The sequence below is a fragment of the Burkholderia sp. 28_3 genome (genome assembly GCF_003253915.1).
GTDB classification, from domain to species: domain Bacteria; phylum Pseudomonadota; class Gammaproteobacteria; order Burkholderiales; family Burkholderiaceae; genus Burkholderia; species Burkholderia cenocepacia.
Genome location: NZ_QKZF01000006.1, coordinates 312,906 through 327,576 on the forward strand (window position 1 = coordinate 312,906; position 14,671 = coordinate 327,576).

Consider the following 14,671-nt stretch of genomic DNA (forward strand, 5'->3'; position numbering starts at 1 on the left):
ACGGGCGCGTACGCGCCGCCCGCGCCTTTCACGCTCAATCGCCCATCGCGATCCCTTCGCGTCGCGGATCCGCGCCGCCGAACCACACCGTCTGCCCCTGCACGTTCAGCCGCTGGATTCCCTGCAGCCCCGAGTTCATCTCGACGATCTGCACGTCGTGCCCGCGTCCCTTCAACCCGTCCACGAGCGCGTCCGACACGCGGCCCCGTTCGAGCTGCGTCGGCCCGTTCATCGACCCGAAGTTCGGTAGCGCGATCGCCTGCTGCATCGTCATGCCCCAGTCGAGCACGCCGACCAGCGTCTTCGCGACGTGATTGATGATCGCCGGGCCGCCGGCCGAGCCGACGATCATCGTCACCTGCTTCGTCTTCTTGTCGAACACGAGCTCCGGCGACATCGCCGAGCGCGGCCGCTTGCCCGGCTGCACGCGGTTCGCGACCGGCCGGCCGTTGTCGTTCGACACGAACGAGAAATCGGTGAGCTGGTTGTTCAGCATGAAGCCGCGCACCATCAGCCGCGAGCCGAACGCGTCCTCGATGCTGGTCGTCATCGACAGCGCCTGGCCGTAGCGGTCGACGATCGCGATGTCGGAGGTCGACGGCAGTTCGGGGCTGCGGTCGTCGGCCATCGCGAGCGTCGCGCCCTGCGGCGTGCCGGCCTGCGCGACGCCCATGCTGGTGTCGCCGATCAGCCGCGCGCGCTGCGCGAGATAGGTCTTGTCGGTGAGGCTCGCCCAGGTGCCGCCCGGCAGCGGCACGAAATCGGGATCGGCCACGTAGCGTGCACGGTCCGCATACGCGAGGCGCCCGGCTTCGCTGAACAGGTGCGCGGCGAACGGCGTCGGCTCGTAGCCGACGTCGTTGCGCACCGGCTTCTGCGCGCCGATCTGCTGCCAGTCGGGCATCGCTTCGAGCATGCCGAGCATCTGCGCGATCGCGAGGCCGCCCGACGACGGCGGCGGCATCCCGCACACGATCGAGCGCCGGTAGTCGGCGCACAGCGGCGCGCGGACCTTCGCCTTGTAGCGCGCGAGATCCTGCAGCGACAGCAGCCCCGGGTTGGTCGGGTGCTTGCGCACCTTCGTGACGATGTCGCGCGCGATCGCGCCGCTGTAGAACGCGTTCGCGCCGCGGTCGGCGACCTGGCGCAGCACGGTCGCGAGCGCCGGGTTCTTCAGCACCGTGCCGGCGGCCTTCGGGGTGCCGTCCGCGTTGTAGAAGTACGCGCGGGCCGCCGGGTCGTTCTTCAGGTACTTGTCGTTCGCGATCAGCATCGCGAGCCGCGGGCTGATCGTGAAGCCGCGCTCGGCGAGCCGGATGGCCGGCTGGAACAGCCGGCGCCACGGCAGCTTGCCGTGCGCGCGGTGCGCGGCGTCGAGCATGCGCAGCACGCCCGGCGTGCCGACCGAGCGCCCGCCGACGACACCTTCGTAGAAGCTCATCGGCTGGCCGGTCGGCCCGTAGAACAGCCGGTCGGTCGCGGCGGCCGGCGCGGTTTCGCGGCCGTCGTACGCCTGCGTTGCACGGCCGTCGAAGTACAGCATGAACGCGCCGCCGCCGATGCCCGACGATTGCGGCTCGACGAGCGCCAGCACCATCTGCGTCGCGATGGCCGCGTCGATCGCGGTGCCGCCGGCCTTCAGCATGTCGTAGCCGGCTTGCGTCGCGAGCGGGTTCGCGGCCGCGATCATGAAATGCTGCGAGGTCCAACCCGACTTGTCCGTCCAGCCGGACGACAGTTCGGGCGCGTGAACGCCCGGCAGCGGGACGGCCGCGCCCGATGCGGCGGTGACCGGGACGACGGCGCCCGATGGCGCGGACGGGGACGTGCAGCCGGCGTTGAACGCGACGAGCGCGACGGCGGCGAGCAGCGTCCAGGGACGCGAATACGGACGAATCCGGTCGAACATTGAACCCTCGGCAGCAGTGAATTCGAAGGAGACGGCGGCGTGGACGTCGGCGCGGGCGCAACGGCGCTGCCCGCCCCGGCGCGCTATTGTCGCCGCGCGCCCGGCGGCTTGTCATCCGACAGGAAACCCTGACGCATCCCGCCGGGCCCGCCCCGGCCGGTCTTTCCGGCCTGTTCGAGGATGAACTCTATGAACGTCGAGGTCGCGCGCGTGTGGTGGCGATTCGGCATGTACAGCATGTACATGTGGGTGCCGAAGATGCTGAGCCGGTACGCGTCGAGCGACGTGACGACGGCGCCGTGCCGCAGGTCGTCCTGCATCACGTAGTCGGGCACGATGCCGACGCCGATCCCCGCGAGGATCGCCTGACGCAGGAACAGGAAGTTCTCCGAAATCAGCGTCGGTTCGAGCAGCACCTCGTGGCGTTCGTCGCCGAGATACGCGGCGATGCGGAGCTGCCGGCCCATCACCGTCGCGGTGACGACCGGCGCGGCGGCCAGCGCGCCGAGGCTCGCCGGCATCCCGTGCGCGGCCGCGAACGCGGGCGACGCGCACGCGACGTAGCGCACCGCGCCCATGTCGCGCGCGACCAGGTTCTGCGGCGGCTCGGACATCACGCGGATCGCGATGTCGACTTCGTCGCGCATCAGGTCTTCCACGCGATTCTCGAACACCACGTCGAGCACGATGCCCGGATGCCGCCGCTTGAACGCGAGCAGCCATTCGGACATCACGATCTGCCCGTAGCCGCTCGGCACCGACAGCCGCACGCGGCCCTGCAGGTCCTGCCCGAGCGTCGTCACCGATTCCTGCGCGGCGAGCAGTTCGTTGCGGATGCGCCGGCCGTGTTCGTACAGCTTCAGCCCGATCTCGGTCGGCTCCATGCGCCGCGTCGTGCGCCGCACCAGCTGCTGGCCGATCGAGCGCTCGAGCTGGTTGAGCCGGTAACTGACGTTCGCCCGGCTCATCTTGAGCCGCTGCGCGGCCTTGCTGAGATTGCCGGCGTCGAGGATCTCGACGAGCAGCGTCAGCGCGTTCAGGTCCATGCCCGTGTTCTCCTGATCCGGCCCGTTTAACGGTCGGAAAGCATCCAGTGTCAAGTCAGACTTGACAGCTTGTAAAGGCGTGCGGGAATTGTCAATGAATCTCGATCAATCGAGAATCGGGTCATGCCTGCTGCATCGACAGCTTCGACAGGAGACGCCATGAATTCCCCCGCCACGCCCCCAACCGGCACCGTCACGCGCGAGCGGCGCGACAAGGTGCTCGTCGTCACGATCGACCATCCGCCCGTCAACGCGCTGTCCGCCGACGTGCGGCGCGGCCTCGCCGACGCGATCGACGCCGCGCAGGCCGACGACGCGATCCGCGCGGTGCTGATCGTCGGCGCCGGCCGCAACTTCATCGCGGGCGCCGACATCCGCGAATTCGGCAAGCCGCCGGTGCCGCCGTCGCTGCCCGACGTGTGCGAGCGGATCGAGTCCGGCACGAAGCCGGTCGTGGTCGCGCTGCACGGCGCGACGCTCGGCGGCGGCCTCGAAGTCGCGCTGGCCGCGCATTACCGGCTCGCGGTGCCCGGCGCGAAACTCGGGCTGCCCGAAGTGACGCTCGGCCTGCTGCCCGGCGCGGGCGGCACGCAGCGCGCGCCGCGCCTGATCGGCGCGAAGGCCGCGCTCGACCTGATGCTGACGGGCCGTCATGCGAGCGCGGAGGAAGCGCTCGCGCTCGGCCTCGTCGATCGCGTCGCGCACAGCGACGACACGCTCGCCGAAGGGCTCGCCTATGCGCAGGAACTCGTGTCGCTCGGCGCACCGGTGCGCCGCACGCGCGATGCGCAGGGCCTGGCGGACCGCACGGCCGCGCAGGCGGCGATCGACGCGGCCCGCGCCGAATTGCCGAAGAAGTCGCGCGGCCTGTTCTCGCCGGCGAAGATCGTCGACGCGGTCGAGGCCGCGCTCACGCAGTCGTTCGACGCGGGAATGAAGTTCGAACGCAGCCTGTTCCTGCAATGTCTGGACAGCCCGCAGCGCGCGGGCCTCGTGCATGCGTTCTTCGCGGAACGCGAGGCGGCGAAGGCGCCCGAGGCGCGACGCGCGAGCGCACGGCCGGTCGGGCGGATCGGCGTGGTCGGCGGCGGCACGATGGGCGCGGGCATCGCGGTCGCGGCGCTCGACGCCGGGCTGCCGGTGACGATGATCGAGCGCGACGAAGCCTCGCTCGCGCGCGGCCGGGCGCACGTCGAGAAGGTGTACGACGGCCTCGTCGCGAAAGGGCGGATGACGCCCGCCGCGCACGCGGCGCGCCTCGCGCGCTTCAAGGGCAGCACGTCGTACGACGCGCTCGCGCAGGTCGACGTCGTGATCGAAGCCGTATTCGAGGACATGGCCGTGAAGCAGGCCGTGTTCGCCGAACTCGCCCGCGTGTGCAAGCCGGGCGCGGTGCTCGCGACCAACACGTCGTATCTCGACATCGACGCGCTCGCCGCGAGCATCGACCGGCCGGCCGACGTGATCGGCCTGCATTTCTTCTCGCCGGCCAACGTGATGAAGCTGCTCGAGATCGTCGTGCCGGCGCGCGTGAGCCCGGACGTCGTCGCGACCGCGTTCGCGCTGGCCCGGCAGTTGAAGAAGACGCCGGTGCGCGCGGGCGTATGCGACGGCTTCATCGGCAACCGGATCCTCGCCGTCTACCGGACGGCGGCCGACTACCTGATGGAAGACGGCGCGTCGCCGTACCAGATCGATCGCGCGGTGCGCGAATTCGGCTTCCCGATGGGGCCGTTCCAGGTCGTCGACCTCGCGGGCGGCGACATCGGCTGGGCGACCCGCAAGCGCCGCGCGGCGACGCGCGATCCGAATGCGCGCTACGTGGAGATTTCCGACCGGCTGTGCGAGCGCGGCTGGTTCGGGCAGAAGACCGGCCGCGGCTACTACCTGTATCTGGACGGCGCGCGCGTCGGCACGCCCGACCCGGAAGTCGACGCGATCGTCGCGGAAGAACGCGCGAAGAAGGGCATCACGCCGCGCACGTTCACCGACGACGAGATCCTGCGCCGCTACCTCGCCGCGATGATCAACGAAGGCGCGAACGTCGTGCACGAGAAGATCGCGCTGCGCCCGCTCGACGTCGACGCGGTGTTCCTGCACGGCTACGGCTTCCCGCGCTATCGCGGCGGCCCGATGCACTACGCGGACACGCTCGGCCTCGCGAACGTGCTCGCCGACATCCGCACGTTCGCGAAGGACGATCCGCTGTTCTGGAAGCCGTCGCCGCTGCTCGTCGATCTCGTCGCGCGCGGCGCGGATTTCGCGAGCCTGAACCACATCGACTGAACGCCAACCGCATTTGCCACGGACCGAAGATGGACCTCGATTTCACTCCCGAAGAGGAAGCCTTTCGCGCTGAAGTGCAGCGCTTCCTCGCCGCCGAACTGCCGGCGTGCACCGCGCGCAAGGTGAAGGGCGGCCTGCACCTGACGCGCGACGACATGCGCGAATGGCACGCGATCCTCAACGCGCGCGGCTGGCTCGCGAGCCACTGGCCGCGCGAATGCGGCGGCCCCGGCTGGAGCGTCGCGCAGAAATTCCTGTTCGACAACGAATGTGCGCTCGCCGGCGCGCCGCGCATCGTGCCGTTCGGCGTGAACATGCTCGGCCCGGTGCTGATCAAGTACGGCAACGACGCGCAGAAGCGCCACTGGCTGCCGCGCATCCTCGACGGCACCGACTGGTGGTGTCAGGGCTACTCGGAGCCGGGCGCCGGCTCCGATCTCGCGTCGGTGAAGACGAGCGCGGTGCGCCACGGCGATCACTACGTCGTGAACGGCCAGAAGACGTGGACCACGCTCGGCCACTACGCGAACATGATCTTCTGCCTCGTGCGCACCGCGACCGACGTGCGCAAGCAGGAAGGCATCAGCTTCCTGCTGATCGACATGAATACGCCGGGCGTCGACGTGCGTCCGATCATCACGCTCGACGGCGAGCACGAGGTGAACGAAGTGTTCTTCACCGACGTGCGCGTGCCGGTCGAGAACCTGGTCGGCGAAGAGAATCGCGGCTGGACCTACGCGAAATACCTGCTCACGTACGAGCGCACCAACATCGCGGGGATCGGCTTCTCGACCGCCGCGCTCGACCGGCTGCGCGCGGTGGCCGCGAAGGTCACCAAGAACGGCCGGCCGCTCGCGGACGATCCGTTCTTCGCGGCGCGGCTCGCGCGCGTCGAGATCGAGCTGGAAAACATGCGCACGACCAACCTGCGCGTGCTGGCCGCGGTCGCGGGCGGCGGCGTGCCGGGCGCGGAAAGCTCGATGCTGAAGATTCGCGGCACGCAGATCCGCCAGGAGATCACCGCGCTGATGCGGCGCGCGATGGGGCCGTACGCGCAGCCGTTCGTCGACGACGCGCTCGACGCCGATTACGACGGCGAACCGGTCGGCCCGGAAGAAGCCGCGAGCGCCGCGCAGCAGTATTTCAACAACCGCAAGCTGTCGATCTTCGGCGGCTCGAACGAGATCCAGAAGAACATCATCGCGAAGATGATGCTCGGGCTGTAACGAGGGACGCGACGATGGATTTCCAGCACACAGAAGACCGCCGGATGCTGGCGGACACGTTGAACCGCTTCATCGCCGAACAGTACGCGTTCCCGGTGCGCGACCGCATCGCGCAGTCGGCCGAAGGCTTCGACCGCGCGATGTGGCAGCGCTTCGCCGAACTCGGCACGGTCGGCGCGCTGTTTGCCGAAGCCGACGGCGGCTTCGGCGGCGCGGGCTTCGACATCGCCGTGGTGTTCGAATGCCTCGGGCGCGGGCTCGTCGTCGAGCCGTTCCTCGGCGCGCTGCTCGCGGGCCGCGCGCTGTCGCTCGCCGGCGGCGATGCGCATCGCGACCGGCTCGCCGCATTGATCGACGGCAGCGCGAGCGCCGCGTTCGCGCACGACGAACCGGGCTCGCACTATGAACTGACGACCGTGCGCACGCGCGCCGAACGGTCCGGCGACGGCTGGGTGCTGACCGGCGCGAAAGGTGTCGTCGACCAGGGCGCGCAGGCGGCGTTCTTCGTCGTCAGCGCGCGCGTGTCCGGCAACGACGACGACGCGGCCGGCATCGGCCTGTTCGTCGTGCCGGCCGATGCGTCGGGCGTGTCGCTGCGCGACTACCGGAAGATCGACGGCGGCCGCGCGGCCGAAGTGCGCTTGGAGCGTGTCGCGCTGCCGGCCGACGCCGCGCTCGGCGCGCCGGAGGCGCTCGACGGCGAAGCGGGCGCCGAGCTGCTCGAACGCGTGCTCGGCTACGGGCTGCTCGCGCTGTCGGCGGAAGCGCTCGGCGCGATGGACGTCGCGAAGGAGCACACGCTCGACTACCTGCGCACGCGCAAGCAGTTCGGTTTGCCGATCGGCAGCTTCCAGGCGCTGCAGCACCGGATGGCCGACCTGCTGCTCGAAGTCGAGCAGGCGCGCTCGGCCGTGATCAACGCGGCCGCGCAGCTCGACGCGCCGCGCGCGGTGCGCGAGCGCGCGCTCGCGGCGGCGAAATACAGCATCGGCCGGATCGGCACGCTCGTCGCCGAGGAAAGCATCCAGCTGCACGGCGGGATCGGGATGACGTGGGAGTTGCCGCTGTCGCACTACGCGAAGCGGCTCGTGATGATCGATCACCAGCTCGGTGACGAGGATCATCATCTCGCGCGCTACATCGCGCTGTCGAAACAGTAACGGCGAAAACGCGAATGGAGGAGACAAGGATGACGAACGAACCGCGCGCGCTGCCGCTGGCCGGCGTGAAGGTGCTCGATTTCTCGCGCGTGCTCGCGGGCCCGTGGTGCGCGATGGTGCTCGCCGATTTCGGTGCGGAAGTGATCAAGGTCGAGCATCCGGCGCGCGGCGACGATACGCGCGACTGGGGGCTGCGGATCGGCGACACCGAAACCACGTATTTCAACAGCGTGAACCGCAGCAAGCGGTCGATCTGCGTCGACCTGCAGACGGACGCCGGCCAGCGCATCGCGCGTGAGCTGGCCGCGCAGGCCGACGTGCTGATCCACAACTTCAAGTTCGGCGGCGCGGAGAAGCTCGGCCTCGGCTACGACGCGCTGGCCGAGCTGAACCCGCGCCTCGTGCACTGCGCGATTTCGGGTTACGACCGGTCGGGTGCCGAGGCCGCGCGGCCCGGCTACGACCTCGTGGTGCAGGGCGAGGCCGGGCTGATGGCGCTGAACGGCGAGGCCGGCCAGCCGCCGCTGAAGTTCGGCGTCGCGGCGGTCGACCTGTTCACCGGCATGTATTCGGCGCAGGCGATCCTGGCCGCGTTGTACGAACGCCATGCGACCGGGCGCGGGCGGCGCATCGAGATGGCGCTGTTCGACTGCGGGCTGATGATCACCGCGTACTACGGGCTCGACGCGCTGCTGATGGGCGAGGACCCGCCGCGCTACGGCAACGCGCACCCGTCGATCGTGCCGTACGGCGTGTTCGACGCGGCCGACGGCCCGCTCGTGATCACGGTCGGCAACAACACGCAGTTCGCACGCTTTTGCGACGCGATCGAGCGTCCCGACCTGGCGGCGGACGAACGCTACAAGACCAACCTCGGCCGCTCGGAGAATCGTGCGGACCTGCTGCCCGAGATTCGTCGCGAACTGGCACGCCGGTCGCGCGCGACGCTGCTCGCCGCGCTCGCCGATGCGGGCATCCCGTGCGGCGAAGTGCTCGGGCTGCACGAAGCGCTGACGTCCGAACGTGCGACGAGTGCCGGGCTCGTCACGCGGCAGCCGCATCCGGTCGCGGGCGGCGTCGACGTGCTTGCGCCGCCGTACCGCTTCGACGGCGCGCGGCTGCCGGTGCGCGGTGCACCGCCGGTGCTCGGCGCCGATACCGATGCGGTGCTCGGCGGCTGGCTCGGGATGTCGGCGGAGGACGTCGCGCGGCTGCGCGCGGATCGCGTCGTGTAATTCAATTTACCGCCGCGGCGCGGGCGGAACAGTCGACGCGCGCCGACCATTCCACAAAACACCGCTCGCCATGACGAGCTGGAAATGGAGACACCATGGAGCTTTCCGTCATCGAATCGGTCACGGCGCGCCGCGACTACCAGCAGCTCGTGCGGGCACGGCGCCGCTTCAGCTTCACGCTGACGGCGCTGATGATCGCCACCTACTACGGCTTCATCCTGCTCGTCGCGCTTGCGCCGCACGTGCTCGCCGCGCCGCTGTACCGCGGCGCGACGACGACGGTCGGGATCGCCGCGGGTGTCGCGATCATCCTGATCGCGATCGGCCTGACCGCGTGCTACGTGCTGCGCGCGAACCGTGCGTTCGACCGCCGCGTCGACGCGATCCTGCAACGTTCGTGACGGAGGCCCGCATGCGACGCATTGCGCGCGCGCTCGGCGCGCTGACCGTTCTCGTCTCCTCCACCGCCCATGCGACCGGTGTCGCCGGCCCGATGCCCGACAAGGTCGAGCTGAACCCGGTCGCGATCGCGATGTTCTTCGCGTTCGTGTTCGCGACGCTCGCGCTCACGCGCTGGGCCGCGCGCCGCACCCGCTCGACGCGCGACTTCTACACGGCCGGCGGCGGCATCACCGGGCTGCAGAACGGGCTCGCGATCGCCGGCGACTACATGTCGGCCGCGTCGTTCCTCGGGCTGTCGGGGATGGTGTTCATGTTCGGCTTCGACGGGCTGATCTATTCGATCGGCTTCCTGGTCGGCTGGCCGTTCGTGATGTTCCTGATCGCCGAACCGCTGCGCAACCTCGGCAAGTTCACGTTCGTCGACGTCGTCGCGTACCGCTTCGCGCAGCGGCCGATCCGGCTGCTGACGTCGGCGAACGCGCTGACCATCGTCGTGCTGTACCTCGTCGTGCAGATGGTCGGCGCGGGCAAGCTGATCCAGTTGCTGTTCGGGCTGTCGTACGGCACGGCCGAGCTGATCGTCGGCGTGCTGATGGTCGTCTACGTGTTCTTCGGCGGGATGACCGCGACCACCTGGGTGCAGGTGATCAAGGCCGTGCTGCTGCTGTGCGGCGCGACGCTGCTCGCGGTGCTCGCGCTCGGCGAGTTCGGCTTCAGCATCGACGCGATGTTCCGCCGCGCGGTGGCCGTGCATCCGGGCGCGCTGTCGATCATGGGGCCCGGCAAGCTGATCCGCGACCCGGCCAACGCGCTGTCGCTCGGCATCGCGCTGATGTTCGGCACGGCCGGCTTCCCGCACATCCTGATGCGCTTCTTCACGGTGCCGAACGCGAAGGAGGCGCGCAAGTCGGTGCTCTACGCGACGGGCTTCATCGGCTACTTCTACCTGCTGACCTTCGTGATCGGCTTCTCGGCGATCGTGCTGCTCGCGCAGCATCCGGAATTCTTCCGGCTCGGCGCGAACGGCACGTTCAACCTGACGCACGACCTGCTCGGCGGCTCCAACATGGTCGCGGTGAAGCTCGCGCAGGCAGTGGGCGGCAACTGGTTCTACGGGTTCATCGCGGCCGTCACGTTCGCGACGATCCTCGCGGTGGTCGCGGGCCTGACGCTCGCCGGCGCGACGACGATCTCGCACGACCTGTATGCGCAGATGTGGGCGCGCGGCAAGCCCGACGAACGGCTGGAGATGCGGATCTCGCGCGCGGCGACGATCGTGCTGTCGGCCGTCGCGATCGGGCTGTCGATCCTGTTCGAGCACGTGAACGTCGCGTTCATGGTCGGGCTCGTCGCGGCGGTGGCCGCGAGCGCCAATTTCCCGGTGCTCGCGATGTCGATCTTCTGGCGCGGGATGACCACGCGCGGCGCGGTGCTCGGCGGCGGCCTCGGCCTCGTGTCGGCGGTCGCGCTCACGGTGCTGTCGAAGTCGGTGTGGGTCGACGTGCTGCACCACGCGCATGCGCCGGTGTTCCTCGACAACCCTGCGCTCGTGTCGGTGCCGCTCGCGTTCGTCGGGATCGTCATCGGTTCGCTCGCGGATCGCGGCGAGCGCGCACGCCGCGAGCGCGACGCGTTCGCGCAGCAGGAGTTCTACGCGCAGACCGGCGTGCTGGCCAGCCAGGCCGTGCGGCACTGATTCGTCTGACGAAGCGACACATCCGTCCGGATCGCCGGACGGATATTTTCCGGAAATCCGGAATCCCGGATTTTCTTGCCTGCCGCATTATGAGAAATACAATGAAAACAACGGCTTGAGGGGTTCCGGAAACCTGGCATCGACCTTGCAATATAAAGCGCATGGCCGGCCCCCGGCCTGACTATTAAACCAAGGAGACAACCGATGACCACTGCCTTCCTCCCCCTCCGGATGTTCTGAGGCATCGCTTGTTGCGGCACGGCAGCCGCGCGGGCGAGTGACTTTCCCCTGAGACATTCGCCTGCGCGCGTGACGCCGTTTCCACCGGCTCATCATCTACTTCAGCAGGAACCATCGTGAAGAAGAAACCCTTCTACAAAGTGCTCTATGTGCAGGTGATCTTCGCCATCATCGTCGGCGTGATCCTCGGCCACTACTACCCGGCGCTCGCCACCGACATGAAGCCGCTCGGCGACGGGTTCATCAAGCTGATCAAGATGGTGATCGGTCCGATCATCTTCTGTACGGTCGTCACCGGCATCGCCGGCATGGAGGACATGAAGAAGGTCGGCCGCGTCGGCGGCAAGGCGCTGCTGTACTTCGAGATCGTGTCGACCTTCGCGCTGCTGCTCGGCCTCGCGGCCACGCACCTGCTGCGTCCGGGGGTCGGCTTCAACATCGATCCGGCGACGCTCGACGGCAAGGCCGTCGCGTCGTACGCGGCGAAGGCGCACGGGCAGTCGACGGTCGACTTCCTGATGCACATCATCCCGAACACGATGGTCGACGCGTTCGCGCAGGGTGAAATCCTGCAGATCCTGCTGATCGCGCTGCTGTTCGGCAGCGTGCTCGCGCACCTCGGCGAGCGCGGCCGCGTGGTCACCGACTTCATCGACGGCCTGACGCGGGTGCTGTTCGGCATCGTGCACATCGTCACGAAGCTGGCCCCGATCGGCGCGTTCGGCGCGATGGCGTTCACGATCGGCAAGTACGGCGTCGGCTCGCTGGTGCCGCTGCTCAAGCTGATCGGCACGTTCTACCTGACGTCGGTCGTGTTCGTGCTCGTCGTGCTCGGCGCGATCGCGCGCTTCACCGGCTTCTCGATCATCCGCTTCGTGTCGTACATCAAGGAAGAACTGCTGATCGTGCTCGGCACGAGCTCGTCGGAAGCCGCGCTGCCGCAGCTGATGGAAAAGCTCGAGAAGGCCGGCTGCTCGCGTTCGGTCGTCGGCCTCGTCGTGCCGACCGGCTATTCGTTCAACCTCGACGGCACCAACATCTACATGACGATGGCCGTGCTGTTCATCGCGCAGGCGACCAACATCGAGCTGACCTGGATGCAGCAGCTCACGCTGCTGGCCGTCGCGATGCTGACGTCGAAGGGCGCGAGCGGCGTGACCGGGGCGGGCTTCATCACGCTCGCCGCGACGCTGGCCGTCGTGCCGACGATCCCGCTGTCGGGCATGGTGCTGATCCTCGGCATCGACCGCTTCATGAGCGAATGCCGTGCGCTGACCAACATCGTCGGCAACGGCGTGGCGACGGTCGTCGTGTCGGCCTGGGAGAAGGAGCTCGACCGCAACAAGCTGCGCCAGGCGCTGAAGGGCGGCAGCGAAGTCGCGCCGACCGAGACGGCCGGCGTCTGACGCGATGAACGAGCAGGCGGCGGCGCCGCCCGCCGGCCGTGCGGCCCGCGGCGCCCGGGGCATCGAGGCGGAGGCCTATGACACAATAGGCGATCCGCATCGCCAGGAAGCCTCGACCGTGACGCGCCGCCTGCTCATCCTCGTCGTGCTTGCCGCCGCGCTCGTCGCGGCGTGCGCGCTCACGTGGACGGTCACCTGGCAGCGCGGCGTCGCCGAGCTGCAGCGCAATGCCGCGGTGCGCGTCGACCGCACCACCAACGCGCTCAAGAGCACGCTCGACCGCTACGAATCGCTGCCTTACCTGCTCGGCAGCCATCCGTACGTGCAGGATCTGCTCGCGGAGCCCAAGCGCGGCGACTACACCGCGCGCGTCAACCGCTATCTCGAAGACCTCAACGAACACGCGCACGCGACCGTCACCTACGTGATCGGCGCGGACGGCCTGTGCGTCGCCGCCAGCAACTGGCGCGCGCCCGACAGCTTCGTCGGAATCGAATACCGTTTCCGCCCGTATTTTCTCGACGCGATGAACGGCCAGGTCGGCCGTTTTTTCGGGATCGGCACGATCTCGCGCGACCCCGGTTACTACATCTCGCAGCCCGTGTGGCACGACGGCAAGATCGCGGGCGTCGTCGTCGTGAAGCTCAACCTCGAATGGTTCCAGGGCGCCGACGCGTCCGAGCCGCTCGTCGTCGTGGACGATCACGGCGTCGTGTTCCTGTCGTCGGTGCCCGCGTGGAAGTACCACACGCTGCGCCCGCTCACGGGACCGGTCGCCGCGTCGATCTACGAAACGCGCCAGTACGCGCAGCAACCGGTCACGCCGCTGCCGTTGCGCGTCGAGCAGACGCTCGGCGCCGATGCGGAAATCGTGCGCCTCGGCGCCGGCCGGCGTGCGCCGCGCTTTCTCGCCAGCAAGCGGCGGATCGGCGAGCCCGACTGGCTGCTCGTCACGCTCGCGCCGATCGCGCCGATCGATGCCGATGCGCGCAACGCGACGATCGTCACCGGCTTCGGCTTCGTGTCGGTCGCGCTGCTGGCGTTCTACTGGCGGATGCGCCGCGCCCGCGTGCGCGAGATGATCCGCGGCCGCGCGCTGCTGCAGCAGGCGTACGCGGAGCTGAACCGGCGCGTCGAGGAGCGTACGGCCGATTTGTCGGAAGCGAACGAGCAATTGCAGAAGGAAGTCGGCGACCGGATCCGCGCGGAGCAGGAGCTGCGCGCCGCGCACGACGAACTGATCCAGGCGAGCAAGCTCGCCGCGCTCGGCCAGATGGCGGCCGGCATCACGCACGAACTGAACCAGCCGCTCGCGGCGCTGCGCAGCTTCTCGGACAACACGCGCGTGCTGCTCGATCGCGGCGAGCAGGCCGCCGCGCGCGAGAATCTCGAGGCGATCGCCGCGCTGACCGAGCGGATGGGCAAGATCACCAACCAGCTGAAGCTGTTCGTCGGCCGCGCGAAGCCGCGCAACGAGCAGGCCCTCGTCGTGCGCGCATTGCGCAGCGTGCTGTCGCTGCTCGACGAGCGCTTGCGCGGCGTCGCGCTCACGCTGACGCTGCAGGACGCGACCGTGTCGCCCGCGCGCGATGCGCCGCTCGACCTGGCGCGCGACTATCCGGAACTCGTCGCGCGCTGCGAGGATCTGCGCCTCGAACAGGTGCTGATCAACCTGCTCGGCAACGCGCTCGACGCGGTGGCCGGCGTCGCGGCGCCGGCGATCGAGGTGACGATCGCGGTGTCGGCCGCGACGCTCGCGGTCGAGGTGCGCGACAACGGCTCCGGGATCGCGCCCGATCTGCTGCCGCGCCTGTTCGAGCCGTTCTTCACGACCAAGGAAATGGGGCGCGGGCTCGGGCTCGGCCTCGCGATCTCGTCGTCGATCGCGAGCGACGCGGGCGGCGCGCTGACCGCCCGCAACGCCCCGTCGGGCGGCGCGCTGTTCGTCTTGACGCTGCGGCGCGCCCGCACGCATCATCCGGACTCCGTGTCCGAGCCGGCGGGTTCGCATTAGCGTGAACAGGCCCGGTCGGCGACCGACCGGCATCAATCGAGAGCCGCGTGC

At 69.2% G+C, this 14,671-nt stretch carries 10 protein-coding genes; 8 read left to right on the forward strand and 2 right to left on the reverse strand.

What is annotated here, in order from left to right:
- Nucleotides 1-34 precede the first annotated feature (34 nt).
- Together ggt and DFS13_RS16515 are read right to left on the reverse strand one after the other, a co-directional pair.
- The gene (gene ggt, locus DFS13_RS16510) at nucleotides 35-1,909 is read right to left on the reverse strand and encodes a gamma-glutamyltransferase (RefSeq protein ID WP_111441886.1); all 1,875 of its coding nucleotides are present in this window, start codon (nucleotides 1,907-1,909) and stop codon (nucleotides 35-37) included.
- An 83-nt stretch (nucleotides 1,910-1,992) separates the two neighbouring features.
- Entirely contained in the window at nucleotides 1,993-2,955 is a 963-nt protein-coding gene (locus DFS13_RS16515) for a LysR family transcriptional regulator (RefSeq protein ID WP_006485246.1), read from the reverse strand.
- 159 nt (nucleotides 2,956-3,114) lie between these two features.
- Between DFS13_RS16515 and DFS13_RS16520 the strand changes: the two genes are divergently transcribed.
- From DFS13_RS16520 to DFS13_RS16555, 8 genes are all read left to right on the forward strand, one after another.
- On the forward strand, nucleotides 3,115-5,241 hold the full coding sequence (locus tag DFS13_RS16520) for a 3-hydroxyacyl-CoA dehydrogenase NAD-binding domain-containing protein (RefSeq protein ID WP_062911161.1): 2,127 nt from the start codon (nucleotides 3,115-3,117) through the stop codon (nucleotides 5,239-5,241).
- 29 nt (nucleotides 5,242-5,270) lie between these two features.
- Nucleotides 5,271-6,467 carry an acyl-CoA dehydrogenase family protein gene (locus tag DFS13_RS16525; RefSeq protein WP_111441887.1) on the forward strand — a complete coding sequence of 399 codons (1,197 nt, stop codon included), beginning with the start codon at nucleotides 5,271-5,273 and terminating at the stop codon, nucleotides 6,465-6,467.
- Between the two features lie 14 nt (nucleotides 6,468-6,481).
- A complete protein-coding gene (locus tag DFS13_RS16530) occupies nucleotides 6,482-7,627 on the forward strand; it encodes an acyl-CoA dehydrogenase family protein (protein WP_111441888.1) in 1,146 nt (381 codons plus the stop codon).
- Nucleotides 7,628-7,656: 29 nt separating this feature from the next.
- Nucleotides 7,657-8,862 (forward strand): CaiB/BaiF CoA-transferase family protein, encoded by a 1,206-nt coding sequence (locus DFS13_RS16535; protein ID WP_006490819.1) that lies wholly within the window; start codon nucleotides 7,657-7,659, stop codon nucleotides 8,860-8,862.
- 95 nt (nucleotides 8,863-8,957) lie between these two features.
- Nucleotides 8,958-9,263, forward strand: a complete 306-nt coding sequence (locus DFS13_RS16540; RefSeq protein WP_006477703.1) for a DUF485 domain-containing protein — start codon at nucleotides 8,958-8,960, stop codon at nucleotides 9,261-9,263.
- Between the two features lie 11 nt (nucleotides 9,264-9,274).
- Nucleotides 9,275-10,960, forward strand: a complete 1,686-nt coding sequence (locus DFS13_RS16545) for a cation acetate symporter (protein WP_062884303.1) — start codon at nucleotides 9,275-9,277, stop codon at nucleotides 10,958-10,960.
- 356 nt (nucleotides 10,961-11,316) lie between these two features.
- A complete protein-coding gene (locus DFS13_RS16550) occupies nucleotides 11,317-12,606 on the forward strand; it encodes a dicarboxylate/amino acid:cation symporter (protein WP_006490818.1) in 1,290 nt (429 codons plus the stop codon).
- 4 nt (nucleotides 12,607-12,610) lie between these two features.
- The gene (locus DFS13_RS16555; RefSeq protein WP_006499058.1) at nucleotides 12,611-14,620 is read left to right on the forward strand and encodes an ATP-binding protein; all 2,010 of its coding nucleotides are present in this window, start codon (nucleotides 12,611-12,613) and stop codon (nucleotides 14,618-14,620) included.
- Nucleotides 14,621-14,671 lie beyond the last annotated feature (51 nt).

Bases quoted from the DNA above. Each gene is read 5' to 3' on its own strand.
- ggt (WP_111441886.1), bottom strand. From the start codon at position 1,909: ATGTTCGACCGGATTCGTCCGTATTCGCGTCCCTGGACGCTGCTCGCC.
- DFS13_RS16515 (WP_006485246.1), bottom strand. From the start codon at position 2,955: ATGGACCTGAACGCGCTGACGCTGCTCGTCGAGATCCTCGACGCCGGC.
- DFS13_RS16520 (WP_062911161.1), top strand. From the start codon at position 3,115: ATGAATTCCCCCGCCACGCCCCCAACCGGCACCGTCACGCGCGAGCGG.
- DFS13_RS16525 (WP_111441887.1), top strand. From the start codon at position 5,271: ATGGACCTCGATTTCACTCCCGAAGAGGAAGCCTTTCGCGCTGAAGTG.
- DFS13_RS16530 (WP_111441888.1), top strand. From the start codon at position 6,482: ATGGATTTCCAGCACACAGAAGACCGCCGGATGCTGGCGGACACGTTG.
- DFS13_RS16535 (WP_006490819.1), top strand. From the start codon at position 7,657: ATGACGAACGAACCGCGCGCGCTGCCGCTGGCCGGCGTGAAGGTGCTC.
- DFS13_RS16540 (WP_006477703.1), top strand. From the start codon at position 8,958: ATGGAGCTTTCCGTCATCGAATCGGTCACGGCGCGCCGCGACTACCAG.
- DFS13_RS16545 (WP_062884303.1), top strand. From the start codon at position 9,275: ATGCGACGCATTGCGCGCGCGCTCGGCGCGCTGACCGTTCTCGTCTCC.
- DFS13_RS16555 (WP_006499058.1), top strand. From the start codon at position 12,611: ATGAACGAGCAGGCGGCGGCGCCGCCCGCCGGCCGTGCGGCCCGCGGC.